Consider the following 21,177-nt stretch of genomic DNA (forward strand, 5'->3'; position numbering starts at 1 on the left):
CAAACTTCCTATTTTGACTTTATCCGCAAACGCCCTTCGTATCTTAATTAGTCATGGAACTTCGTAGAAGTTCCATGACGTCCGGTCCGTACTCACCTAAGGAAAGTTTCTAAAATTACTTTATCTTCAATCTGAAAGAAGCTCCGATTTGGAACTTCTTTTTTGGTGGCTAGAATAGTGAATCGTGTCCATCGTTAAGGCAATAAAAAAAGTAAGGCGGATTGGCCTTACTAATTGATTGGGAAAGAAATTTCGATCAGTTTGTCGGAGTAGAGCGTTTTAATAGCGGATTGGTCGATGAGTTTAAGATCAATCTTGCGTTTTAAAAAGAACTCACGAATTTTTTCAACTTCTGTTTCACGAATGGCACGGTGTTTGTTACTAATCAGCAATTCGTAATGAGTAGGAGCTTTGGTAAAGATAACATCGGTGTTACCAGCTGAATAGACCTCAACAAGGGTAGCATCGGTACTTTCTAATTGACTTTTGACCAAATTAGCATGACTATTTGTTGTATTCATAAGCTTCATGTGAGATCCTCCTAAGCTCTTTCTCCATTTATTATAGCACTTTTTTTTATTTTGTGAAAGAAGTCGCTTACAATTTTTGGGCAGATTTCCACATTTTGATTCCCCATTTATGGCTTCCTCTTTTTAACTTTTCAATGGCTTCGTCAATGGGGAACCAGGCCAGGTTATTGAAGTCCTCTAGCGGCTTTTGAGCTTCTACAAAGTCAGTTACTTCATAGATATAAGCAGGATTGTAGTAGTGAGTGTCGCGGTGACTGGAGTAGAAGTACTCATCTGCTTGTCCATAATACTCGCCGATGGTCGCAGTGAAGCCCAGCTCTTCGATCAGTTCGCGCTCGAGTGCCAATAAATGATCTTCTCCTGCCTCGATTTCACCACCTGGTAAGAACCAAGCCCCATTTGGAGCTTGGACTAGGATGATTTTGTCCTTTGCTGAATTTGGAATCACCGCATAGACTCCATAACGATTGACATAGTCAACATTTTCTTCTTTTGTTCCAAAAGTTGCAACAGTCATAATGATACTCGCTTCTTATTTTTTTATCATTATAACATAGATGGACATAAAAAGCAGTAGGAGATGAAAATAAGAGAGTGGGACAGAAATCGGTAATTCGTTAGAATTCGATTTCGTCGTCCCACCTCCGCACAGTTGAGTAGGGCTGTAAAAGCTGATGAAATCAGCGTAGTAGAGCCCACTCAACCACTGCGTCTTGCTCAACAATCCAAAAATAATTGAGAGGCTAGGACTTTTGTCCCAGCCTCTTTGGAATGCGATTATTCAGTTACTTTTTCTGCTTCGTTCGCAGGTTTGCTCTTTCCTTTGATGCTAATCTTCCCATTGCTGGTCATGACAGCCTTCAGATCTTTCTCACTAGGATTTTCTAGGTAGTAATCTGTAATGGCATCTTCAATATAGTCTTGAATGGTGCGACGAAGAGGACGTGCCCCCATTTTCGGATCGTAGCCTAGGTCAACCAGTTTCTCCTTGACCTTATCGGTAACATCCAGGTGGATATCATTGTGGGCTAAGCGTTGGTTGACATCGTCTAACATGAGAGTGACGATTTGAAGGAGGTTTTCCTTAGACAAGGCTTTGAATTCAATGATGCCGTCAAAGCGGTTCATGAATTCTGGACTAAAGAAGTTTCCCAGTTCACCTAGGATAGAATTGGTACGACCTTCACGAGCCGCCCCAAAGCCGACATTAGCCTCCGCTTTTCCAGTTCCCGCATTGGAAGTCATGATGATAATGGTATCTTTGAAGCTCACCGTTCGGCCTTGTCCATCTGTCAAGCGCCCATCGTCTAAGACTTGGAGGAACATATGCATGACATCTGGGTGGGCCTTTTCGACCTCATCCAAGAGGATGAGAGAGTAAGGGTTGCGACGCACCTTTTCAGTCAGCTGGCCTGCTTCTTCATAGCCGACGTAGCCTGGAGGAGCACCGACCAATTTGGCAACGGCATGTTTCTCCATATACTCACTCATATCAAAGCGAATCATACTGTCAGCAGAACCAAAGAGTTCGATGGCCAATTGCTTGGACAACTCGGTCTTCCCGACACCAGTTGGTCCAACAAAGAGGAAGCTACCAATTGGACGGTTTGGTGTTCCAAGCCCTACCCGGTTGCGACGGATGGCCTTAGCAATTTTTTCAACAGCCTCATCTTGACCGATGACATGAGCCTTCAAGTCAGCTGCCAAGTTGATCAATTGGGATTGTTCTTTTTCTTTCAAATCGCCAACTGGAATATTGGTCTTTTGCTCGACGATGTGTTCGATGGTCTTTTCGCTAATGACTGGCGTATCTTGATCAGTGACCTGTTGCCCTTGCATTTCTTTGTACTTAGCGATTTGGTCGCGGAAGTAGGCAGCTTTTTCAAAGTCCTCATCGCGCGTCGCTTGAGCCTTGAGATTTTCGGCTTCAATTAAGCGTTGGTCGATGACTTTGGGATCGACAAAATTGAGGGTTAAGTTCATCTTAGAGCCTGCTTCGTCCAAGAGGTCAATGGCCTTGTCTGGCAAGAAGCGGTCTTGGATATAGCGATTAGAAAGGAGAGCCGCAGCCTCGATCGCACCATCGGTGTAGTGGACGTGGTGGTAGTCCTCGTATTTCTTTTGAATGCCTTTGAGGATGGTGATGGTTTCTTCCACTGTAGGTTCGTCGACCTTAACGGGTTGCATCCGGCGTTCAAGGGCTGCATCCTTTTCGATAATACGATACTCGTTGAGGGTTGTCGCACCGACTAATTGCAATTCACCACGAGCGAGGGCTGGTTTGAGGATATTTCCAGCATCCATATTGCCGTCTCCAGCAGATCCAGCACCGACAATTTCATGGATCTCATCGATAAATAAAATCACATCTTCCCGGCGACGGATTTCCTCCATCAATTGTTGCATGCGCTCTTCAAATTGGCCTCGGATCCCAGTTCCTTGAACCAAGCTGACAACGTCTAAGCGAATGACTTCCTTGCCTTGCAATTTGTGAGGAACATCTCCATCGACAATCTTTTGCGCTAGCCCTTCTACGACAGCTGTTTTTCCGACACCGGGTTCCCCAATCAGGACAGGGTTGTTCTTGGTCCGACGGTTGAGGATTTCAATGACGCGAAGAATTTCATCGTCACGGCCGATGACCGGATCGATATCCCCACGACGAGCAATTTCAGTAACGTTAATTCCAAATTCTTCTAGAAGGCCCTTTGGTTGTTGTTTGGCTTGGGGTCTGTTGGGTCCTGAAGAACGACCGTTTCCATTAGAACCATAGCCATTTCCACCACCATAGCCTCCCCCAGATTGGGTCGGAGGGGTTTGGGGTTCTTGCGGAGCCTGGAAGTTTCCTAGTTGATTGAAGAAATCTTCAAAAGGATCCCGTCCTCCGCGATTTTGTTGGTTTAATCCTGCGAGCAGACTATTGTTAGGATCCGTTTTCATAATTTGATAGCAGTTCTGGCAAAGGTCTACTTGTTGTTGGTGGCCATTCACGTTCGTATAAAGATGAATGGTTGAATCATTGATTTTACAGTTTTGACAAAGCATTCTCTTACCTCTTTCTCTAGGGTAAAAAGTGTAAAAACTATTGGTCAGAAATAGTCAAACTTTTATAGTTTCATTATAGCAGTATTCTAAAAGTTTGCAAGAATTTAGTATGAAGTCCGGTTTTAGGCATGGAATAAAGAGGAAAATAGCGGAAAAGTTGATTTTTATTGGAATTTCCTCCTTCTTTTATGATAAAATAGGAGAGTAGAAAGTAAATAGGAGAATCAAAATGGAATCACATTTGGTACGAATTATCAGCCGTTTGGAAGCGATGACGAAAGACGGTGGAAACTTAAAACGTAATTTTGAACGTGAAGGGGTTGTAGTTGCTGAAGTAGCTTACAACTATGATGAAGAAAATGGATCAGTATTTACTCTTCGTGATGTAGAAGCGCGTGAGACCTATACATTCGATAGCATTGACTTAATCGCAATGGAAATCTACGAATTGTTGTACTAAGAAGTATCAATCAAGAGTCTAGAGCATCTAGTCTCTTTTTTGTTGGAAGAAAATAGTTATAGTTTCTTCTTATAACCTTGTCTAATCAAGAAGTGTTAGGAGCAGGTTCACAAATCTGATATAATAGAGAAGATATTGAATAGAAAAGAGATTGAGATGACACATGTAATTGATGGGAAGGCCTTGGCAGTAAAATTGCAGGGGGAATTAGCAGAAAAAACCGCTCGCTTAAAGGCTGAGACTGGTCAGGTCCCAGGCTTGGTAGTGATTTTGGTGGGAGAAAACCCAGCTAGCCAGGTCTATGTCCGCAATAAAGAACGGTCAGCTTTGGCAGCAGGATTTCGAAGTGAAGTGGTTCGAGTGCCAGAAAGCATTTCCCAGGAGGACTTGTTGGCCCTCATTGACCGCTACAATCAGGATCCACTCTGGCATGGTATTTTAGTCCAGTTGCCTCTACCAGCCCATATCGACGATGAGGCAGTTTTGTTAGCCATTGATCCTAATAAGGATGTCGACGGCTTCCATCCTCTCAATATGGGACATCTTTGGGCAGGAAATCCAGTCATGGTTCCCTCTACACCAGCAGGGATTATGGAAATGTTCCGGGAATATGATATCGATGTCGAAGGGAAAAATGCAGTCGTCATTGGCCGTTCAAACATCGTTGGAAAACCGATGGCCCAGCTTCTCCTAGCAAAAAATGCAACGGTGACTTTGACCCATTCGCGGACTCATCATTTGGCAAAAATTGCTAGAAAAGCCGATATCTTAGTGGTGGCGATCGGTCGTGCCAAATTTGTTACAGCTGACTTTGTTAAAGAGGGAGCAGTCGTTATCGATGTCGGGATGAACCGTGATGAAAATGGCAAGCTCTGTGGAGACGTCGACTATGAACAAGTAGCTCCTCTGGCTAGTCACATCACTCCGGTTCCAGGTGGTGTTGGTCCTATGACGATTACCATGCTCATGTCTCAGACCTATGAGGCTGCAGTGCGTAGTTTGGATAAAAATTAAGTTTATGATGAAAAATGGTTGAGATAGTAATTTCTCGACCTTTTTATTTATTATAAACCCTGTTTTGTCAATTGAAGTTTAATTCTATCTTTTTGTAGTATAATGAAGTAGAGGTTATTATATGATTGTAAAAGTTTGTAATTCAGATTATAGTCTCCAGTGGGATGGAATTTATCAATTTGCCCTTGAAAGCTATCCTCAGATTAAAGAATGGGAATTGGAGAAGCTAGCAAAGTTTATTGCTTATGAGCGCGACCATCATCGTCAGACCAATGTGGAATGTGAGAATCATGAATTAAATATACAAATTCATGATTACTTGCAAGAGCATAGCTATTTTCCTCCGTACAGACCAAGTCATCGCCTTGTAGCTTCTACCTATGATATCCAGAGGAAGTTGGTTACTTCAAATTATTGTAGTCATACTTGTACAGTTGAGGTGGCTAAGGCTATTTTTCAGACTGGAAAACTCATGTCGGCAGTAAAAGTATTTGGTAAAAGTGGGGCTGAGCTAGTTACAGATAGTCGTAATGCAGCTTCTGATCCAGCAGACTATTTTGACTATATCATGTTCGGATGGTCTAATACGACTTCGGGTTACCGACTCGCTATGGAGCGTTTGTTAGGACGGGCACCGTCTGAGGAGGAATTGCAAGAAAAGTTCATTCCTGGCGTTAGTTTTCATTTTCTGTATGAAGAATTAATTCAAGCACCAGGTTATATGTTTGATGGCTATCATGTTGCGAAGGTAAGAGATAGTTTAGATTTGGATACCTTTCTTCATTTGTGTGTTATTCCCTCAAAAGATAAGTCTTGTTTTGAAGGCTTGATTCCTTGTCAATTACAAGATAGAGTGATTTACCTAGACTATGAGGGAGAAGGGTTACAGGCTTGGAATACTAAGGTTAATCAAGTACTACATGGTAAGGATAAGTTGAAGGAGTAGTGTATGAAAGAGATTGATCAAGCTCTTTTGAAAAAAGTTATTATCGAGCGTCCTCGTTCTAGTCATAAGGGAGACTATGGTCGTCTTCTCTTGATGGGAGGGACCTACCCTTACGGAGGAGCTATTATAATGGCAGCCATAGCAGCTGTTCATAGTGGAGCGGGTCTTGTCACGGTTGCGACAGACCAGGAGAATATCCCTGCTCTCCATAGTCAGCTACCTGAAGCTATGGCATTTGCTGTGACTGACCAAGAGTTATTGACTGAGCAAATCGCAAAAGCAGGCGTTATTTTGTTGGGGCCGGGTCTTAAGGGCAATGAGCTAGGGGCACACCTTGTAGAGCTAGTTTGCGAAAGAGTTCAACCTCATCAAGTGCTCATTCTAGATGGTGGAGCCATTAGCCTCTATACTCGCTTAGGACTTTCTCTTCCTCCAGCTCAACTGGTCTTTACCCCTCATCAAAAAGAATGGGAGGCTATGTCAGGTCTAGCAATTGGAGACCAAGGGGAAGAAGCAACAAGGCAGTCTCTGTCCCAACTTCCTCCAGCAAGTATTCTGGTCCAAAAGGGTCCCCAGACCAAGATTTGGCAACAAGGGCAAGCCGATTATTACCAACTAACCGTTGGAGGGCCCTACCAGGCAACTGGAGGAATGGGTGATACCTTGGCAGGCATGATTGCAGGTTTTGCGGGTCAATTTCCGCAAGTTGGTCTCTATGAGCGCGTGGTAGTTGCCAGTCACCTTCATTCGGCCATTGCAGACGATTTGAGCAAGAATGCCTACGTGGTTTTACCGACCGCGATTAGTCGAGAAATTCCAAAATGGATGAGGGGAATTTGCCTTTCCAACTGCCAATAAACAATCAAGTCTCAGATGATGAAATCTGGGGCTTTTTCCGTAGGTAGAATCAGCTTTTTCGGCTTATTTTTGGTATAATTTATACTAAGATTTTCCGTGTGAAAGGGGAACTATGTCAGAGTATTTATCGGTATCCAGTCTGACCAAATACCTCAAGTTAAAATTTGATAAGGACCCCTATCTGGAGCGGGTCTATTTGACGGGTCAGGTCTCGAATTTCCGTAAGCGTCCCAATCACCAGTATTTTTCTCTTAAGGATGAAAAAGCTGTGATCCAGGCGACTGTCTGGGCTGGGATTTATAAGAGTTTCGGCTTTGAGCTCGAAGAAGGCATGAAGATCAATGTCATCGGTCGGATCCAACTCTATGAGCCAAGTGGCAGTTATTCTATTGTCATCGAAAAGGCAGAGCCAGATGGCGTCGGTGCTTTAGCCATACAGTTTGAGCAGTTGAAAAAGAAACTCCAGGAAGAAGGCCTTTTTCAAGAGAAGTTCAAACAGGCTATCCCCCAGTTCTCCAAGAAAATTGGGGTTATTACCAGTCAGAGTGGGGCCGTTATTCGCGACATTATCACCACTGTTTCGCGACGCTTTCCTGGCGTGGAGATTCTCCTTTTTCCAACCAAGGTACAAGGAGAGGGAGCGGCTCAAGAAATTGTCGCCAATATCCAAAAGGCCAATGATCGGGCGGACCTAGATGTCTTGATCATCGGTCGTGGTGGTGGCTCCATCGAGGACCTATGGGCCTTTAATGAAGAGCCAGTTGTGCGGGCTATTTTTGAGTCTAGAATTCCCATTATTTCCAGTGTAGGGCATGAGACAGACACCACTCTGGCAGACTTTGTCGCAGATCGTCGGGCAGCAACTCCTACAGCTGCGGCTGAGTTGGCAACGCCTGTGACCAAGTTGGACCTGCTCAATCATTTGCAGAAGCAGGAAGGGCGGATGGCAACCGCTATGCGCAACCGCCTGGTCTATCATCGAGAACGCCTGCAAAAACTGAGCCAATCGGTCATCTTCCGTCAACCAGAGCGGCTGTATGATTCTTATCTGCAAAAAATAGATCAGATTCAGTTGCGACTGAAACAGGCTGTGTCAGAGTCGGTTACCAGAAATAGCCGCCAGTTACAAGAACTCCGTCATCGATTGGCCTCCCAAGCGCCCCAGCATCAGCTCGAGCGCTATCGAGACCAGATTCTCCAGATGGAGCGATTGCTGACCTTGAAAATCAAGGAGCTCTACCAGACAAAAGCAGCAGATGCCAAGCGCCTATCGGAAGCTCTCTTGATGTTGGATACCAGTCGCATCGTGGCTAGAGGCTACGCCTTGGTACAGGCTGGAGATCAGGTTTTGGATAGCGTAGATACGATCAAAGAAAAGGATGCCTTGACGCTAGTCATGCGGGATGGGCAAGTAGAAGTAGAGGTAAAGCATGTCGAAAGAAAAGAAATTTGAAGAAAATTTAGCTGATTTGGAAGCTATTGTCCAAAAGTTGGAAAGTGGGCAAGTGCCCCTCGAAGAGGCCATCTCAGAGTTTCAGAAAGGAATGAAGCTATCAAAAGACTTGCAAGAAACGCTTGATCAGGCTGAAAAGACCTTGGTCAAGGTGATGCAAGCAGATGGCTCAGAAACGGAACTAGTATGATTCTAGAAGAAAAACTGCAAGGGGTCGAAAAAGCGATTGAAGGGTTCTACGAGGCTAAACAAATCGCTCCCCGCTTGGTAGAATCCATCCTTTATTCGGTCCATGCAGGGGGCAAACGGATTCGGCCCTTGCTCTTATTGGAATTGCTGGAAGCCTTTCATGCTCCCATCCTTGAGGCTCATTTTCAAGTGGCGGCCGCTCTAGAAATGATCCATACGGGAAGCTTGATCCATGATGATTTACCAGCCATGGATAATGATGATTATCGTCGTGGTCAATTGACCAACCATAAAAAGTTTGGGGAAGACCTAGCCATCTTAGCAGGAGACTCGCTCTTCTTAGATGCCTTTGGCTGTGTGGCAGAGGCAGACCTTCCAGCTTCTATCCGGGTGCAACTGATCGCCTTATTATCGGATGCTTCAGGGACAGCTGGGATGGTGGCAGGCCAAGTCTTGGATATGGAAGGGGAAGGAGCGAGCCTGACCTTGGACCAGTTGCAAGTCATCCATGCCAATAAGACGGGACGACTGCTAGCATATCCTTTCCAAGCTGCGGGGATCCTCTTAGAGCTTGAGCCAGCTGTTGCGACTCTCTTAGAGGAAATTGGCCTCCATTTAGGCTTGGCTTTCCAGATTCGGGATGATATTTTGGATGTGACTGCTGATTTTGCCTCCTTAGGGAAAACCCCTCAGAAGGACTTGCAAGCTGAAAAATCGACCTATCCTGCCCTCCTTGGTCTAGATGGAGCTCAGGCTTATTTGGACCGGGAGTTGGATGCCTGTGAGGACTTGCTCGATCGCATCTCACAGCAGGTAGACTTCGATGGGACTGGAATCAAAAAGATTATAGAAAGACTTAGAATTCATGGCGAAGGAAAGAGTTGACGTACTGGCCTACAAGCAGGGACTTTTTGAAACCCGGGAGCAGGCCAAACGCGGTGTGATGGCTGGTTTGGTCGTTGCGGTCCATAATGGCGAGCGCTTCGATAAACCAGGCGAAAAAATTGATGAAGCGACAGAATTAAAACTCAAGGGTGAAAAACTCAAATATGTCAGTCGTGGTGGTCTCAAGTTAGAAAAGGCTTTGGACCTTTTTGAGATTGACCTGAAGGATAAGGTCACGCTGGATATTGGGGCTTCTACTGGAGGCTTTACGGATGTCATGCTCCAAAATGGAGCCGCCTTGGTCTATGCAGTGGATGTGGGGACCAATCAGTTGGCATGGAAGCTTCGTCAGGATCCTCGGGTCATCTCGATGGAGCAGTTCAACTTCCGCTATGCGACGTCTGAGGATTTTGAGCAAACTCCAAGCTTTGCTAGCATTGATGTTAGCTTTATTTCCCTCAACCTCATCTTGCCAGCCCTCCATGGGATTTTACAAGAGGGAGGCCAGATGGTCGCCCTTGTCAAACCCCAGTTTGAAGCTGGTCGGGAGCAGATTGGGAAAAATGGGATTATCAAGGATGCCAAGGTCCACTTGTCCGTCTTGGAACAGGTTCAAGGCTTTGCCTTAGAACATGGCTTCTCCGTCTTGGGAGTGGATTATTCACCGATCCAAGGGGGCCATGGCAATATTGAATTTTTACTTTATCTAGAAAAAAATACTGGGCAAGATCGTCTTCAACTGCAAGAGTTTGCGGCAGTTGTCGAAAAAGCCCATACTGACTTTAAACATGAATAGTAAACAAAACCGATTAGAAAAAATACGCCGCTTTATCCGAGAAAATAAAGTGGGTACTCAGGATGCTATTGTCGAACATCTAAGAGAAGCTGGAATTTCTGCGACTCAAGCGACTGTTTCCCGCGATATCAAAGAGTTGGGGATTATTAAAACGCCTTTAAAAGGTTCAGCCTATGTCTACGAATTGCCACGCGTCCAACATAGTGGAAAGTTAGCAGAAAATAATCTTCAATCCTTTGAACGCATGGGGAGTTTTCTGACCCTCAAGCTTGTCCCAGGGACAGCCTATCTAGTCAAGCGGCATCTACAAGAAGATTTTGATGATATCATCTTTAGCATGATTTCAGACGACAATAGTATTTTGATTGTGGCCCGCTCGGAAGAAAAGGCTCAGTTTATCGAACAACGATTGATGGAATGGTAGGAGAGAGATGCTATTAGAAATTTCAATTAAGAACTTTGCCATCATTGAAGAAATTGCTCTGAATTTTGAAACGGGGATGACGGTTTTAACCGGTGAAACTGGAGCCGGAAAATCCATTATTATCGATGCTATGAATATGATGCTGGGGAGTCGGGCGACGACTGATGTCATCCGTCACGGTGCTCCTAAGGCTGAGATTGAAGGCCTCTTTGCCATTGACGAAAACCCTGCCCTTCAGCAGTTATTTGAAGAGCAGGGCTTAGAATGGGCAGAGGAGTTGATTATTCGCAGGGAAATTTTCCAGAATGGTCGGAGTGTCAGCCGGATCAATGGGCAGATGGTCAACCTCTCCGTTCTCAAGGCTGTTGGCCAGCATTTGGTGGATATTCATGGCCAGCACGATCAGGAAGAACTGATGCGGGCTCCCTTGCATATCGCTATGCTGGATAGCTTTGGGGAGGATACTTTTTTTGCGACTAAGAAGGCCTATAGAGAGACCTTCGAGAATTACAAGGCCTTGCGCAAGCAGGTCTTGCAGATCCAAAAAAATAACCAGGAAAACCAAGCTCGAATTGAGATGCTGGAATACCAAATTTCAGAAATCGAGGCGGCAGCCCTGTCCCTGGATGAAGATGTCCAGTTAGAGCAAGAACGGCAACGCCTGCTCAACCATAAGATGATTGCAGATACCCTAAGCAATGCTTATGCCATGCTGGATGCAGAAGATTTCTCCAGTCTTAGCAATGTGCGGTCGGCCATGAATGATCTGCAAAGCATTGAAGAGTATGATGCAGAATACAAGACCTTGTCTGATCAACTGGCTGAGACCTACTATACTCTGGAGGATTTGACCAAGCGCTTGGAGGATCTGGTAGATGGATTGGACTTTGATGGTAACCGTTTGATGCAAGTGGAAGCTCGACTAGACCTGATCCATTCAATTACTCGTAAGTACGGTGGTCAGGTAAAGGATGTCCTTGATTACCTAGAGCAAATCAGCAAGGAATATAGCCTATTAACAGGAGGGGGAACCTCTTCTGAAGACTTGGAAAAAGAACTCAAGTCTATGGAAGGACAGTTGGTTGCCTTGGCTAAAGAATTGAGTCAAGGGCGTCATGCCTTGGCCCAAGAGCTGGAAGCAGAGATCCAGCAGGAATTGGCGGATCTCTATATGGAAAAAGCTCGTTTCCAAGTGCGTTTTACCCCATCTAAGTTTAATCGGGAAGGAAACGAAACGGTTGAGTTTTATATTTCGACCAACCCTGGAGAGGACTTTAAGCCTTTAGTAAAAGTCGCCTCAGGTGGAGAATTGTCCCGTCTTATGTTGGCCATCAAGTCAGCCTTTTCACGGAAAGAAGGTAAGACCAGTATTGTCTTTGACGAGGTGGATACAGGGGTATCTGGTCGGGTGGCGCAAGCCATTGCTTCGAAGATTTATAAGATTGGACGTTATGGTCAGGTGCTAGCCATCTCTCATTTGCCTCAGGTCATTGCAGTAGCCGATTACCAGTTCTTTATCGAAAAGGTGAGCGATGAGTTTTCAACAGTTTCGACCGTTCGCTTGCTCAGTCATGAAGAACGGGTCGAAGAAGTCGCTAAGATGCTAGCTGGTGAAGATGTGACAGAAGCAGCCCGCATGCAGGCAGAGCAATTGTTAAAACGGCCGTCCTAAGAAGAAAGGAACCGATATGGAAAGCTATTTCGTAGTGGGAGACATTCATGGAAAAGCCGGTATGCTAGAGGAACTGATGACCCATTGGGATGGTCAGTCCCAGCTGGTTTTTCTCGGAGATCTGATAGACCGTGGGGAAGATAGTCGTAAGGTTATCGAACTGGTCAAAGATGTTGTCGAACAGCAAGGGGCCATCTGCCTCTCTGGGAACCACGAATACATGTTTCTAGCCTGGATCGATAACCCAACAGAGCGCTACGACCATTACCGACGAAATGGTGGTGACACGACCATCAACTCTCTACTTGGTCGTCCCCTCACAGCTCCAGTAGATGGCGTGGCGGATGCTCGGCGCGTGCAAGAGACTTGTGGGGACCTCGTCGCTTTCATCCGTTCGCTTCCTTTTGTCTATGAAACAGCACACTATATTTTTGTGCATGCTGGCCTTGACTTGACCTTGCCTGATTGGCACGAAACGACGGATTATCAGAAAGTCTGGATTCGCCAGCCCTTCCATGAAGCGACCAATCAGACAGGAAAGACCATTGTTTTTGGCCATACTCCAGTTCACTATCTCTTGGATCAAAAGATTGGAACCAAGGAGCTCTGGGTGACCGAAGATGGGAAGATTGGCATGGATGGCGGGGCTGTTTATGGTGGCGTCCTCCATGGCATTCTCTTTGATGAAAGTGGAATGAAGGCCGATGTTGCTTTGGTCAATGATGGCTTTGCAGCTATCGATGATTAAGTAAAAAGGACTTTGTCCCACAAAAGCCTAGAAAATTTGATATAATAGAGTGGATATATCTAAGAAAAGATTGTAGGAATGTTATGTCACAAGTAAAAATTGTTACAGACTCATCCGTAACGATTGAGCCTGAAGTTGTTGAAAAATACGGAATTACCATCGTTCCCCTCTCTGTTATGGTGGACGGTGTCCTCTATTCAGATGCGGAATTAACAGAAGGACAATTCCTTCAGTTGATGAAGTCCAGTAAGAACCTTCCAAAGACCAGTCAACCTCCAGTAGGTGTGTTTGCGGAAGCCTTCGAAGGTTTGGCTGCAGAAGGGGCGCAAATTATTGCGATCCATATGTCTCATGCCTTATCTGGTACAGTGGAAGCTGCACGTCAAGGTGCTACCTTAGCCAATGCAGATGTCACGGTGATCGATAGTAGCTTTACGGACCAAGCCATGAAGTTCCAAGTGGTGGAAGCAGCGAAACTGGCTCAAGAAGGAGCTAGCGTAGAGGAAATTGTAGCCCACATTGAGGAGGTCAAGCAAAAATCTAGACTCTACATAGGGGTTTCTACTCTGGAAAATCTGGTGAAAGGAGGCCGGATTGGCCGCGTAACTGGTTTATTGAGTTCTCTTTTGAATATTCGGGTTGTCATGGAAATGAAGAACGATGAACTGCAACCAATTGTCAAAGGACGCGGACAGAAGACCTTTAAAAAATGGTTGGACGAGTTGATACAAGACTTATCTGGTAAAGAAATCGCTGAGATAGGGATCTCCTATGCTGGTGGACCTGACTTTGCTAACCAAATGAAGGCACAATTACAGCCTTTGGTTGCAACTCCAATCTCTGTTTTGGAGACAGGTTCGATCATTCAAACTCACACTGGGGAAGATGCCTGGGCAGTTCTTGTCCGATTTGCATAGAAGCCCGTCAATAAAGGAATTTATTCCTAGATAAATGTTGATAAAAACAAGTTTAGTACTTGACCTAAAAGCATTTTTTAGATATGATAGAGATGTTAAGGGTAAAACCTAAAAAAATTTGGAGGATTTGTTAAATGGCTAACAAACAAGATTTGATCGCAAAAGTGGCAGAAGCTACAGAATTGACTAAAAAAGACTCAGCAGCAGCAGTTGACGCTGTATTTGCAGCTGTTTCAGAATACCTTTCAAAAGGTGAAAAAGTTCAATTGATCGGTTTCGGTAACTTTGAAGTTCGTGAACGTGCAGCTCGTAAAGGTCGCAACCCACAAACTGGTAAAGAAATCAAAATCGCTGCTTCTAAAGTTCCAGCATTCAAAGCTGGTAAAGCTCTTAAAGACGCAGTTAAATAATTGTGATTACAAAGGTTCCTTCTAGCTTGCTAGAAGGAACTTTTTGCTTTGGAGTAGTTTCTAGACAGGGCCTATAAATAGGAGTATAATAGAAAAAAGTGAGAAATGGAGGGTGGACCATGAGATGGATTGTTGGAATCTTTGTTCTGCTCATGATTAAGCCAATTCTTTATCTATTGAAAGGTCTCTGGTTTATTGCGGAACTCTTCTTTATGTTCCTCTTTGTCAAAATTTTACTAGGAACCATGAGATGGATCCTTAGTTGGGGTAGTTAAGATTAGATATAAAAAAGTGTGGGAGTAAAGGAGCTTGATTCGAGCTGATTTAATCCTACACTTTTCCTTATTTACAAACATTCTAATTAGGCAAAATGTGGTATTCGTGATATAATAGATTTAAAGAAGAGACAGAAAGGGGAAAGACCATGCTAGCTTGTTTAACACTCGATTCCGTTCAACAAGAAAAAGTGGAAGATGTATTGCAACACCTGCGTGAAAAATCTGTACGGATTACAGAGACGCGTCGGGCAGTCCTTTCCTATCTTGTCAAAAGTCAGGAACATCCAAGTGCGGATGCCATCTATCAGGACTTGAAACCAGCCTTTCCCAATATGAGCCTGGCAACCGTTTATAACAATCTCAAGGTCCTCATTGAAGAAGGTTTTGTCTCTGAAATTAAAGTTCGTAATGATACCACGACCTACTTTGACTTTATGGGACACGATCATTTGAATTTGATTTGTGAGTCTTGTGGGAAGATTGATGATATTGATATCGAAGTTCCAGACGTGAGAGCAGAAGCGAGAGAAAAAAGTGGCTACGTCATTACCAAGTGCCAAACCACAGTTTATGGCCTTTGTCCGGAATGCCAGAAGCAATTGTAGGCAAACCTCTTTTTAGAGGTTTTTTTGTTTAGTCTTGTTTGTGGAAAGAGGGTGGAAGAGGCAGGATTTAGAACCTGGTGAGAGCGACTTGTAAATGTCCATGAAAAAGAATTGATAAAATTTTCACGAAATCTTCGATCTAGCTCTGTTAAGACTAGATTTTTCCCTCAAAATCTAGTAGAATAGAATAGATAAACGAGGGTAACCTCGGAAAATAAAAGGAGATCCATCTAATGGTAAAATTGGTTTTTGCTCGCCACGGTGAGTCTGAATGGAACAAAGCTAACCTTTTCACTGGTTGGGCTGATGTTGATTTGTCTGAAAAAGGTACACAACAAGCGATCGACGCTGGTAAATTGATCAAAGAAGCTGGTATCGAATTTGACCAAGCTTACACTTCAGTATTGAAACGTGCGATCAAAACAACTAACTTGGCTCTTGAAGCTTCTGACCAATTGTGGGTTCCAGTTGAAAAATCATGGCGCTTGAACGAACGTCACTACGGTGGTTTGACTGGTAAAAACAAGGCTGAAGCTGCTGAACAATTTGGTGATGAGCAAGTACACATCTGGCGTCGTTCATACGATGTATTGCCTCCAAACATGGATCGCGATGATGAGCACTCAGCACACACTGACCGTCGTTACGCTTCACTTGACGACTCAGTGATTCCAGATGCTGAAAACTTGAAAGTGACTTTGGAACGCGCTCTTCCATTCTGGGAAGATAAAATCGCTCCAGCTCTTAAAGATGGTAAAAACGTATTCGTAGGAGCACACGGTAACTCAATCCGTGCTCTTGTAAAACACATCAAACAATTGTCAGACGACGAAATCATGGATGTGGAAATCCCTAACTTCCCACCATTGGTATTCGAATTTGACGAAAAATTGAACGTTGTTAAAGAATACTATCTTGGAAAGTAAGATAGCAGGATTCGTTATCAATCATAGAAAGCTGACTTCAGTCAGCTTTTTTGTTTGTCCGTCGCAGACCTAGCTGTTTTTTGGTTTTCAGGGACTCCTAAAAATGATATAATGAAGTGTTATTACATAAGGTTTCATTAGCCTTGAAAGGAAAAGAAAATGACAAAATCATTCTACATCACAACCCCTATCTATTACCCATCTGGTAAATTGCATATTGGTTCAGCTTACACAACCATCGCCTGTGACGTCTTGGCGCGTTACAAACGCATGATGAACTACGATGTTTTCTACCTGACTGGTCTCGATGAGCACGGGCAAAAGATCCAGCAGAAAGCAGAAGAAGCTGGCATTACACCGCAAGCTTATGTAGATGGGATGGCGGTTGGAGTGAAAGAACTCTGGCAATTACTCGATATCTCATATGATAAATTCATCCGTACGACAGACGATTACCATGAAAAAGTGGTGGCGCAAGTCTTTGAACGCTTGCTGGCACAAGACGACATCTACCTTGGTGAATACTCTGGTTGGTATTCAGTCTCTGATGAAGAGTTCTTTACAGAAAGCCAATTGGCTGAGGTATACCGTGATGAGAATGGCAAGGTCATTGGTGGGGTAGCCCCATCAGGCCACGAAGTAGAATGGGTATCTGAAGAATCTTACTTCCTTCGCCTCAGCAAATACCAAGACCGCTTGGTTGAATTTTTCAAATCCCAACCAGATTTCATCACACCAGATGGCCGTCTCAATGAAATGTTGAAAAACTTCATTGAGCCAGGTTTGGAAGATTTGGCAGTATCTCGGACCACCTTTACCTGGGGAGTTCCTGTCCCATCTAATCCAAAACACGTGGTCTATGTATGGATTGATGCCCTTCTTAACTATGTGACGGCTCTTGGCTACGGTCAAGAAGATCATGAAAACTTTGGCAAGTTCTGGAACGGAACCGTCTTCCATATGGTCGGAAAAGACATCCTTCGTTTCCACTCCATCTACTGGCCAATCCTTCTCATGATGTTGGATATCAAATTGCCAGAACGTTTGATTGCCCATGGTTGGTTTGTCATGAAAGACGGCAAGATGTCTAAGTCTAAAGGAAATGTCATCTACCCAGAAATGTTGGTGGAACGCTTCGGCTTGGATCCGCTTCGTTACTACCTCATGCGCAGTTTGCCAGTTGGTTCAGATGGGACCTTCACACCAGAAGACTACGTGGCTCGTATCAACTATGAATTGGCCAATGACCTTGGAAACCTCCTCAACCGGACGGTAGCCATGATCAATAAATACTTTGGTGGTCAAGTTCCTGCTTATGTCGAAAATGTTACCGCATTTGATGCTGATTTGGCTAAGGTGGTTGAAGAAAACATCGCTGAATACCACAAGCAAATGAACGGGGTTGATTACCCACGCGCATTGGAAGCCGTATGGAACATCATCTCTCGTACCAACAAGTACATCGATGAGACAGCTCCTTGGGTCCTCGCTAAAGAAGACGGTGACAAGGAACAATTGGCAGCGGTCATGGCTCACTTGGCAGCTAGCCTTCGTGTTGTGGCTCACTTGATCCAACCATTCATGATGAACACCTCAAATGCCATCATGGAACAACTTGGCTTGGGCTTGGACTTCGATCTTGAAAACTTGACTTTAGCAGGCTTCCCTGAAAATGTCACAGTGGTTGCCAAAGGAACTCCAATCTTCCCACGTCTCGACATGGAAGAAGAAATTGCCTACATCCAATCTCAAATGACTGCTGGAAAACCACAAGAAAAAGAATGGATTCCAGAAGAAGTGGAACTCAAGTCTGAAAAAGATGAGATCAAATTTGAAGACTTTGACAAGGTTGAAATCCGTGTCGCAGAAGTCAAAGAAGTGGAACGCGTCGAAGGATCAGATAAATTGCTTCGCTTCCGTCTTGACGCTGGTGACGGTGAAGATCGTCAAATCCTCTCTGGTATCGCGAAATTCTATCCAAATGAACAAGAATTGGTCGGTAAGAAACTTCAAATCGTGGCCAACCTCAAACCACGTAAGATGATGAAGAAATATGTCAGCCAAGGCATGATTCTTTCCGCGGAACACGGAGATCAATTAACAGTCTTAACTGTTGATCCATCTGTTCCAAATGGAAGCATCATCGGCTAAACGATAGACAAAGAAAAAATCATCTAAAAAACTTTCCTTAGGTGAGTACGGACGTCAGCGAACTTCGAAGAAGTTCCATGACTTAGTTTTGGACCCTAGGTTCCAAAACTCCCGAGTGCTAGAAACAATTGTGTTTCTAGCACTTTTCTCACGGCGGAAAGTTTCAGTAGATGATTGAATAATTCTTACGAATAAATTTTTTAATTTTTATAGAATTTATTTGATTTGTAAGGAAGATCAGATTGTCTATGCTCTCAAGCACTCCTCGGGAGTGCTTTTCTTGTATCGATATAGTTCCCATCATTGAGTTTTACACGGATGGTAGATTCGTCCTATTAGTAATGAATGTTAATGGAGACTTCCGCAGTGAGAAAAGAGTCTGAAACATTTTCGTTTCAGACTCTCGGAAGATTTGAGACAGTGGGCTCAAATCTTAGGTATGGAATCCCAAAGGGATTCCATACCGTCCGTCCTCACCTAAGGAAAGTCTCCGAATATAGTTCCTATTCATCTGGCCGGTATTCCAGGATATCTCCTGGCTGGCAGTCGAGTTCTTTGCAGATGGCTTCAAGTGTGGTGAAGCGGATGGCTTTGGCCTTGCCGGTTTTGAGGATGGAGAGGTTGGCTGTGGTGATGCCGATTTTGTCGGCTAGCTCGTTGGATTTCATCTTTCGCTTGGCCAGCATGACATCTAGATTGACGATAATCATGGCATCCTCCTTAAATGGTTAGCTCATTTTCTTCAGCGATTTCAATCCCTCTCTCTAAAATCTTGCCAAGGACCCAAACGATTGGAACGGCAAGGAGAAGCCCTGTGTTAAAGGTAAATTGGAAAGTGAAGGGCAGGAGATAAGCATCGCCACTGGTTTCAAGTGTGCCAGACATAAAAGACAAGACCAAGAGAATCTTCCAAGCTCGGTTGCAAAGATCAATGTTGGAGTGAGAAAAGATCTTTTCTTGGTAGAGATTTTGGAGGAAGCTGCGAATGGTGATGAGAAGGTAAATATAGATAGCGCTTGAGGCTAGTGGGAAGAGCAACTGCCAGAGGGGTTGCAGATGTTTGGGGAAGAGCTGGATGCCATTTACCTCAAAGGACAAACGTCCAGATTGAATGAGATCCTTAAACACTCCCATCCGGGAAAGCAGGTGGACGACCAGTGCAGCCAGAGTCATAAAGCCACAGAAGTAAATGAAAGCCGTTAAGACTTCAATGACATTTTTTAAGGTTTTTGAGTTTTTCATCGCAAGCCTCCTTAAATTTTTTTATTTTTCACTTATAGTATACTCCTTATAAAAAATAAGTCAATAAAAAAGTATCGAAAAACGATAAAAAATTTATGAATTTCAGTCAAAATTTGCTTTAAATAGAATTTAAGGTATACTATTAGGTAACTACCATTTCAAGGAGGTATTGAAATGATCAAAAAGTTAGATAAGAAATATCTTTGGATGATCATCGCTTTTGTGAGTGCAGTGGTTCTAATCGGAGGAGTCTATCTCTACTCTAGCTCCAATATTCAACCGGATCATCAAAAAGAGTTCAACCAGACTTCGAAGACCTCGTCTTCATCTAAGGAAAAAGCCATCGATCTGTCTGGTGAATATGTCTCTAGTGCGCGTGATAAGGCCAAGATTCAAAAAGATGGGAAATCTTGGAAGATTGATTATGAGACAGAAGATGGTCCTGTATCAGCAACTTTCTCAACAGATTTCAAAGTTGAAGGTGCCAATAAAGTTTCTACTAGCCAGATGAAAAAGTCAGATGGAAATACTGATTTCACCGTCACTGTGCGTATCTTTAAATACCAATCAGATAAGGATCCCCTCATTACGGTAACCATGTCAGATAAAGATCCCGATCATGAGATGGTCTTTGCCAATCGGAAGGATTTCTTCAAGTCGACGAATCCAGATGATGCGGTATTGGATGGGGATTTGACAACTTTCGCGGGAAGCTATTCCAACGAATCGATTGAAAAGCAGATTGCAGATTCTGGCTTTAAGTTGTATGGCTATAGTCCAGAAGATTATTACAATCACCGAACTACTGTCTTTCCTTCTATCTACACTGATCAGGATAAGGGATGGAGCTTCTGGAGTGGAGCTAGCAATGTCCAATTTGTCCTCAATAAAGATAAGAAACCGAAGAAAGCTGGATCGACCTATCAGGTTTACTTTGTTCAAGCTGGTACAAGTGGAGAAACTCCTGGTCAGGAATTGATTGTCACCTTGATTCCTGAAAATGTTCAAGGTCCTGATGGTGTCGTGTCGCCTTTGAGACGCATCTTCTACCATCAAGCCTCCTTCCAAGCTTACCAAGACAAATGGTGGGAAGCCTACCCAGAGCCTAAGAAGGACGCAGACCTTGATATTGCGGCCATCAATAGTGGAGACTTTTCAAGTCTGGCAGGGACATGGCGCAATGCTAAAGGCCAGGAGATGGTCATCCAAGAAGATGGAACTGTAAAGGGCCAAGGAAGATTAAAAGCAGTGCCGAACTCGGATAAGACAAGTAAAGTTCCTTATGTAGATCTACATGTGGGAGAAACAGGAGTGGCAGTTGGACTCTTTAAGATTGGTTTTGAAAATCCTGATGGAGACCAGTCAGATAAGAGCAAACCTCGCTTGGTTGTTACCCAATCAGCTGGGAACTATCCAGCGGATCAATACTTCTATCGCCAATAAGATTGAAGAAAGAGTCATTTTTAAAACTTTCCTTAGGTAAGTACGGACGTCAGCGAACTTCTTCGAAGTTCCATGACTAATTATTGAGCCTAAGGTCTCAATAATTCCGAGTGCCTGAAACAACTGTGTTTCAGGCACTTTTCTCACGGCGAAAAGTTTTTCATCTTCTTAAATGACTAAAGAAT

General features: G+C 44.0%; 23 protein-coding genes. 18 read left to right on the forward strand and 5 right to left on the reverse strand.

Features of this window, described 5'->3' with window-relative positions; all coding sequences use genetic code 11:
• Window positions 1-230 precede the first annotated feature (230 nt).
• The 3 genes from ADH27_RS02570 to ADH27_RS02580 form a co-directional block, all read right to left on the reverse strand.
• Window positions 231-530: a DUF1827 family protein gene (locus ADH27_RS02570; RefSeq protein WP_048715438.1), complete on the reverse strand. Its 300-nt coding sequence runs from the start codon at window positions 528-530 to the stop codon at window positions 231-233.
• 67 nt (window positions 531-597) lie between these two features.
• A complete protein-coding gene (locus tag ADH27_RS02575) occupies window positions 598-1,047 on the reverse strand; it encodes an NUDIX hydrolase (protein ID WP_048715440.1) in 450 nt (149 codons plus the stop codon).
• 260 nt (window positions 1,048-1,307) lie between these two features.
• Window positions 1,308-3,575: an ATP-dependent Clp protease ATP-binding subunit gene (locus ADH27_RS02580; protein WP_048715442.1), complete on the reverse strand. Its 2,268-nt coding sequence runs from the start codon at window positions 3,573-3,575 to the stop codon at window positions 1,308-1,310.
• Between the two features lie 229 nt (window positions 3,576-3,804).
• Here ADH27_RS02580 and ADH27_RS02585 point away from each other — a divergent pair, with 229 nt between their 5' ends.
• The 17 genes from ADH27_RS02585 (at window position 3,805) to metG (ending at window position 18,307) form a co-directional block, all read left to right on the forward strand.
• A complete protein-coding gene (locus ADH27_RS02585; protein ID WP_006596773.1) occupies window positions 3,805-4,035 on the forward strand; it encodes a DUF1797 family protein in 231 nt (76 codons plus the stop codon).
• Window positions 4,036-4,191: 156 nt separating this feature from the next.
• On the forward strand, window positions 4,192-5,049 hold the full coding sequence (locus ADH27_RS02590; RefSeq protein WP_048715444.1) for a bifunctional methylenetetrahydrofolate dehydrogenase/methenyltetrahydrofolate cyclohydrolase: 858 nt from the start codon (window positions 4,192-4,194) through the stop codon (window positions 5,047-5,049).
• A 121-nt stretch (window positions 5,050-5,170) separates the two neighbouring features.
• Window positions 5,171-5,995, forward strand: a complete 825-nt coding sequence (locus ADH27_RS02595) for a hypothetical protein (protein ID WP_048715446.1) — start codon at window positions 5,171-5,173, stop codon at window positions 5,993-5,995.
• 3 nt (window positions 5,996-5,998) lie between these two features.
• Entirely contained in the window at window positions 5,999-6,853 is an 855-nt protein-coding gene (locus ADH27_RS02600) for an NAD(P)H-hydrate dehydratase (RefSeq protein ID WP_048715448.1), read from the forward strand.
• Window positions 6,854-6,965: 112 nt separating this feature from the next.
• Entirely contained in the window at window positions 6,966-8,306 is a 1,341-nt protein-coding gene (gene xseA / locus ADH27_RS02605; protein ID WP_048715451.1) for an exodeoxyribonuclease VII large subunit, read from the forward strand.
• Window positions 8,284-8,496 carry an exodeoxyribonuclease VII small subunit gene (locus ADH27_RS02610; protein WP_006596769.1) on the forward strand — a complete coding sequence of 71 codons (213 nt, stop codon included), beginning with the start codon at window positions 8,284-8,286 and terminating at the stop codon, window positions 8,494-8,496. Before xseA ends, ADH27_RS02610 begins: the two co-directional genes overlap by 23 nt.
• Entirely contained in the window at window positions 8,493-9,380 is an 888-nt protein-coding gene (locus tag ADH27_RS02615; protein WP_048715453.1) for a polyprenyl synthetase family protein, read from the forward strand. Before ADH27_RS02610 ends, ADH27_RS02615 begins: the two co-directional genes overlap by 4 nt.
• Window positions 9,361-10,176 carry a TlyA family RNA methyltransferase gene (locus ADH27_RS02620; protein ID WP_048715455.1) on the forward strand — a complete coding sequence of 272 codons (816 nt, stop codon included), beginning with the start codon at window positions 9,361-9,363 and terminating at the stop codon, window positions 10,174-10,176. The genes ADH27_RS02615 and ADH27_RS02620 overlap by 20 nt, the downstream gene beginning before the upstream one ends.
• Window positions 10,169-10,600: an arginine repressor gene (locus tag ADH27_RS02625; protein WP_048715457.1), complete on the forward strand. Its 432-nt coding sequence runs from the start codon at window positions 10,169-10,171 to the stop codon at window positions 10,598-10,600. The genes ADH27_RS02620 and ADH27_RS02625 overlap by 8 nt, the downstream gene beginning before the upstream one ends.
• A 7-nt stretch (window positions 10,601-10,607) precedes the next feature.
• Complete coding sequence (gene recN, locus ADH27_RS02630; RefSeq protein WP_048715459.1) at window positions 10,608-12,272, forward strand: DNA repair protein RecN; 1,665 nt, start codon at window positions 10,608-10,610, stop codon at window positions 12,270-12,272.
• 16 nt (window positions 12,273-12,288) lie between these two features.
• Window positions 12,289-13,020: a metallophosphoesterase gene (locus tag ADH27_RS02635; protein ID WP_048715461.1), complete on the forward strand. Its 732-nt coding sequence runs from the start codon at window positions 12,289-12,291 to the stop codon at window positions 13,018-13,020.
• An 83-nt stretch (window positions 13,021-13,103) separates the two neighbouring features.
• Window positions 13,104-13,937, forward strand: coding sequence for a DegV family protein (locus ADH27_RS02640; protein WP_048715463.1), 834 nt, complete (start codon window positions 13,104-13,106; stop codon window positions 13,935-13,937).
• Between the two features lie 134 nt (window positions 13,938-14,071).
• Window positions 14,072-14,347 carry an HU family DNA-binding protein gene (locus ADH27_RS02645; protein ID WP_006596762.1) on the forward strand — a complete coding sequence of 92 codons (276 nt, stop codon included), beginning with the start codon at window positions 14,072-14,074 and terminating at the stop codon, window positions 14,345-14,347.
• A gap of 119 nt (window positions 14,348-14,466) precedes the next feature.
• A complete protein-coding gene (locus tag ADH27_RS10310; protein ID WP_193389714.1) occupies window positions 14,467-14,622 on the forward strand; it encodes a hypothetical protein in 156 nt (51 codons plus the stop codon).
• Between the two features lie 149 nt (window positions 14,623-14,771).
• Window positions 14,772-15,230, forward strand: coding sequence for a Fur family transcriptional regulator (locus ADH27_RS02650; protein ID WP_048715466.1), 459 nt, complete (start codon window positions 14,772-14,774; stop codon window positions 15,228-15,230).
• A 233-nt stretch (window positions 15,231-15,463) separates the two neighbouring features.
• Window positions 15,464-16,156 (forward strand): phosphoglycerate mutase, encoded by a 693-nt coding sequence (locus ADH27_RS02655; protein WP_002900876.1) that lies wholly within the window; start codon window positions 15,464-15,466, stop codon window positions 16,154-16,156.
• Window positions 16,157-16,315: 159 nt separating this feature from the next.
• The gene (metG, locus tag ADH27_RS02660) at window positions 16,316-18,307 is read left to right on the forward strand and encodes a methionine--tRNA ligase (protein WP_048715469.1); all 1,992 of its coding nucleotides are present in this window, start codon (window positions 16,316-16,318) and stop codon (window positions 18,305-18,307) included.
• A gap of 503 nt (window positions 18,308-18,810) precedes the next feature.
• Here the strand turns inward: metG and ADH27_RS02665 are convergent.
• Together ADH27_RS02665 and ADH27_RS02670 are read right to left on the reverse strand one after the other, a co-directional pair.
• Window positions 18,811-19,017, reverse strand: a complete 207-nt coding sequence (locus ADH27_RS02665; RefSeq protein WP_003006064.1) for a helix-turn-helix domain-containing protein — start codon at window positions 19,015-19,017, stop codon at window positions 18,811-18,813.
• A gap of 10 nt (window positions 19,018-19,027) precedes the next feature.
• A complete protein-coding gene (locus tag ADH27_RS02670; protein WP_048715471.1) occupies window positions 19,028-19,549 on the reverse strand; it encodes a DUF2975 domain-containing protein in 522 nt (173 codons plus the stop codon).
• Between the two features lie 174 nt (window positions 19,550-19,723).
• Between ADH27_RS02670 and ADH27_RS02675 the strand changes: the two genes are divergently transcribed.
• Entirely contained in the window at window positions 19,724-20,992 is a 1,269-nt protein-coding gene (locus ADH27_RS02675) for a DUF6287 domain-containing protein (protein WP_048715472.1), read from the forward strand.
• The last annotated feature ends 185 nt before the right edge of the window (window positions 20,993-21,177 follow it).

Source organism: Streptococcus sp. 343_SSPC (assembly GCF_001072385.1).
Taxonomy (GTDB): domain Bacteria; phylum Bacillota; class Bacilli; order Lactobacillales; family Streptococcaceae; genus Streptococcus.

Coding starts and splice junctions, on each gene's coding strand:
- ADH27_RS02570 (WP_048715438.1), bottom strand. CDS start 530: ATGAAGCTTATGAATACAACAAATAGTCATGCTAATTTGGTCAAAAGT.
- ADH27_RS02575 (WP_048715440.1), bottom strand. CDS start 1,047: ATGACTGTTGCAACTTTTGGAACAAAAGAAGAAAATGTTGACTATGTC.
- ADH27_RS02580 (WP_048715442.1), bottom strand. CDS start 3,575: ATGCTTTGTCAAAACTGTAAAATCAATGATTCAACCATTCATCTTTAT.
- ADH27_RS02585 (WP_006596773.1), top strand. CDS start 3,805: ATGGAATCACATTTGGTACGAATTATCAGCCGTTTGGAAGCGATGACG.
- ADH27_RS02590 (WP_048715444.1), top strand. CDS start 4,192: ATGACACATGTAATTGATGGGAAGGCCTTGGCAGTAAAATTGCAGGGG.
- ADH27_RS02595 (WP_048715446.1), top strand. CDS start 5,171: ATGATTGTAAAAGTTTGTAATTCAGATTATAGTCTCCAGTGGGATGGA.
- ADH27_RS02600 (WP_048715448.1), top strand. CDS start 5,999: ATGAAAGAGATTGATCAAGCTCTTTTGAAAAAAGTTATTATCGAGCGT.
- xseA (WP_048715451.1), top strand. CDS start 6,966: ATGTCAGAGTATTTATCGGTATCCAGTCTGACCAAATACCTCAAGTTA.
- ADH27_RS02610 (WP_006596769.1), top strand. CDS start 8,284: ATGTCGAAAGAAAAGAAATTTGAAGAAAATTTAGCTGATTTGGAAGCT.
- ADH27_RS02615 (WP_048715453.1), top strand. CDS start 8,493: ATGATTCTAGAAGAAAAACTGCAAGGGGTCGAAAAAGCGATTGAAGGG.
- ADH27_RS02620 (WP_048715455.1), top strand. CDS start 9,361: ATGGCGAAGGAAAGAGTTGACGTACTGGCCTACAAGCAGGGACTTTTT.
- ADH27_RS02625 (WP_048715457.1), top strand. CDS start 10,169: ATGAATAGTAAACAAAACCGATTAGAAAAAATACGCCGCTTTATCCGA.
- recN (WP_048715459.1), top strand. CDS start 10,608: ATGCTATTAGAAATTTCAATTAAGAACTTTGCCATCATTGAAGAAATT.
- ADH27_RS02635 (WP_048715461.1), top strand. CDS start 12,289: ATGGAAAGCTATTTCGTAGTGGGAGACATTCATGGAAAAGCCGGTATG.
- ADH27_RS02640 (WP_048715463.1), top strand. CDS start 13,104: ATGTCACAAGTAAAAATTGTTACAGACTCATCCGTAACGATTGAGCCT.
- ADH27_RS02645 (WP_006596762.1), top strand. CDS start 14,072: ATGGCTAACAAACAAGATTTGATCGCAAAAGTGGCAGAAGCTACAGAA.
- ADH27_RS10310 (WP_193389714.1), top strand. CDS start 14,467: ATGAGATGGATTGTTGGAATCTTTGTTCTGCTCATGATTAAGCCAATT.
- ADH27_RS02650 (WP_048715466.1), top strand. CDS start 14,772: ATGCTAGCTTGTTTAACACTCGATTCCGTTCAACAAGAAAAAGTGGAA.
- ADH27_RS02655 (WP_002900876.1), top strand. CDS start 15,464: ATGGTAAAATTGGTTTTTGCTCGCCACGGTGAGTCTGAATGGAACAAA.
- metG (WP_048715469.1), top strand. CDS start 16,316: ATGACAAAATCATTCTACATCACAACCCCTATCTATTACCCATCTGGT.
- ADH27_RS02665 (WP_003006064.1), bottom strand. CDS start 19,017: ATGATTATCGTCAATCTAGATGTCATGCTGGCCAAGCGAAAGATGAAA.
- ADH27_RS02670 (WP_048715471.1), bottom strand. CDS start 19,549: ATGAAAAACTCAAAAACCTTAAAAAATGTCATTGAAGTCTTAACGGCT.
- ADH27_RS02675 (WP_048715472.1), top strand. CDS start 19,724: ATGATCAAAAAGTTAGATAAGAAATATCTTTGGATGATCATCGCTTTT.